Source organism: Kitasatospora sp. NPDC057542 (assembly GCF_042801945.1).
GTDB lineage: Bacteria > Actinomycetota > Actinomycetes > Streptomycetales > Streptomycetaceae > Kitasatospora.
In genome coordinates, this window is sequence record NZ_JBHVFE010000750.1 from 1 (window position 1) to 2,413 (window position 2,413).

Annotated in this window: 2 protein-coding genes and 1 pseudogene; 1 reads left to right on the plus strand and 2 read right to left on the minus strand. The window is 70.7% G+C overall.

Annotated elements, in window-relative coordinates:
• Positions 1-58: 58 nt before the first annotated feature.
• Both leuD and leuC read right to left on the minus strand, forming a co-directional pair.
• The gene (leuD, locus tag ACFU7Y_RS43050) at positions 59-655 is read right to left on the minus strand and encodes a 3-isopropylmalate dehydratase small subunit (RefSeq protein ID WP_224284474.1); all 597 of its coding nucleotides are present in this window, start codon (positions 653-655) and stop codon (positions 59-61) included.
• Between the two features lie 3 nt (positions 656-658).
• On the minus strand, positions 659-2,083 hold the full coding sequence (leuC, locus tag ACFU7Y_RS43055; protein ID WP_224284473.1) for a 3-isopropylmalate dehydratase large subunit: 1,425 nt from the start codon (positions 2,081-2,083) through the stop codon (positions 659-661).
• A 235-nt stretch (positions 2,084-2,318) separates the two neighbouring features.
• On the opposite strand from leuC, the pseudogene ACFU7Y_RS43060 reads away from it, so the two are divergent.
• Positions 2,319-2,413, plus strand: a pseudogene (locus tag ACFU7Y_RS43060) (IclR family transcriptional regulator); the annotation flags it as partial.

A 2,413-nucleotide genomic window follows, 5' to 3' on the forward strand; every position in this document is an offset into this window, starting at 1 on the left:
CCCCGAGGGGGGCGCGGGCCATCCGGCGGATCGTCAGAATGCTTGTTCTGAAGGGAACTCAGGCGACCGGCAGAGTACGCGGCTTGAAGGCCGGGCGGGTCGCTTCGAAGGCCGCGATGTCGGCCTCGTTCCGCAGGGTGATGCTGATGTCGTCCAGGCCGTTGAGCAGCCGCCACCGGACGTTGTCGTCCAGTTCGAAGGTCGCCGTGACGCCCCCGGCACGCACTTCGCGCGCCTCCAGGTCGACGGTGATCTCGGCCGAAGGGTCACTCTCGGTGAGCGCCCAGAGCCGTTCCACGGTCTCCTGCGGCAGGACGACCGTCAGCAGGCCGTTCTTCAGCGAGTTGCCCCGGAAGATGTCGGCGAAGCGGGACGAGACGACGACGTGGAAGCCGTAGTTCTGGAGCGCCCAGACGGCGTGCTCCCGGGAGGAGCCGGTGCCGAACTCGGGGCCTGCCACCAGGACCGTGGCACCCTGCCGCTCCGGCCGGTTGAGGATGAACGACTCGTCCTTGCGCCAGGCTTCGAACAGGCCGTCCTCGAAACCGGATCGGGTGACCTTCTTGAGCCAGTGGGCCGGGATGATCTGGTCGGTGTCCACGTTGCTGCGGCGCAGCGGGACGGCCCGGCCGGTGTGGGTGGTGAACTTCTCCATGGCTCAGGCCTCCACGGCAGCGACGTCGGCGGTCAGGTCGGAGGGGGCCGCGAGGCGGCCCAGCACGGCGGTCGCGGCCGCGACCTGCGGGGAGACCAGGTGGGTGCGGCCACCCTTGCCCTGCCGGCCCTCGAAGTTGCGGTTCGAGGTGGAGGCGCAACGCTCCCCCGGGGCGAGTTGGTCGGGGTTCATGCCCAGGCACATCGAGCAACCCGCGTGGCGCCACTCGGCACCGGCCGCGGTGAAGACCCTGTCCAGGCCCTCCTCGACGGCCTGGAGAGCGACCCGGACGGACCCGGGGACCACCAGCATCCGCACGCCGTCGGCGATCCGGCGGCCCTCCACGACGGCCGCGGCGGCCCGCAGGTCCTCGATCCGGCCGTTGGTGCAGGAGCCGACGAAGACGGCGTCGACCTTCACCTCGCGCAGCGGGGTGCCGGCCTCCAGGCCCATGTACGCCAGGGCGTTCTCGGCGGCCTGGCGCTCCTGCGGGTCGGCGAAGGAGGCCGGGTCCGGCACGGTCGAGCCCAGCGGCGCGCCCTGGCCAGGGTTGGTGCCCCAGGTGACGAACGGAGTCAGTTCGCTCGCGTCGATGAAGATCTCGTGGTCGAAGACCGCGTCCTCGTCGGTGCCCAGCGTCTTCCAGTACGCGACGGCGGCGTCCCAGTCCTCGCCCTGCGGGGCGTGCGGGCGGCCCTGGAGGTAGGCGAAGGTGGTCTCGTCCGGGGCGATCATGCCGGCCCGGGCGCCGGCCTCGATCGACATGTTGCAGACGGTCATCCGGGCTTCCATGGACAGGCTCCGGATCGCCGAACCGCGGTACTCCAGAACGTAGCCCTGGCCGCCGCCGGTGCCGATCTTCGCGATGACGGCCAGGATCAGGTCCTTGGCGGTGACGCCCTCGGGCAGTTCGCCCTCGACGGTGACCGCCATGGTCCGGAACGGCGCCAGCGGCAGGGTCTGGGTGGCCAGCACGTGCTCGACCTGGCTGGTGCCGATGCCGAACGCCAGCGCGCCGAAGGCGCCGTGGGTCGAGGTGTGGGAGTCACCGCAGACCACGGTCATGCCGGGCTGGGTCAGGCCGAGCTGCGGGCCGACGACGTGCACGACGCCCTGCTCGACGTCGCCGAGCGAGTGGATCCGGACGCCGAACTCGGCGGCGTTCCTGCGCAGGGTCTCCAACTGCACCTTGGAGACCGGATCGGCGATCGGCTTGTCGATGTCCAGGGTGGGGGTGTTGTGGTCCTCGGTGGCGATCGTCAGATCGGTGCGGCGGACCGTGCGGCCGGCCAGCCGCAGCCCGTCGAAGGCCTGCGGGCTGGTGACCTCGTGGAGCAGGTGCAGGTCGATGAAGAGGAGGTCGGGTTCGCCCTCCGCGCGCCGCACGACGTGGTCGTCCCAGACCTTCTCTGCGAGTGTCCGTCCCATCGGATTCCCTCCAGCCGGCCGCGTTGCCGGCCTTCTCGTGTCGTCGGGGTCAAAGCGTGTGCGCCGCCCGGTGCGGGGCACGTTCGCGAGACCTGCACGCCGGATCGCCGTCCACCATGCGGACGCCCGTACGGCGCCGCATCCTGGATGCCTCCCGGGCTGCTTTCCTCCAGAGTGGCGCTTTTCCCGGAAGTTTGAACTTGCGTCTCGCAGAGTGAGACCGCAGTCTTAGCGCATGGACAACACTAGCGGCGTCGGCGTTCTCGACAAGGCCGCTCTGGTGCTCAGCGCACTGGAGTCGGGCCCCGCCACGCTGGCGGGGCTGGTCGC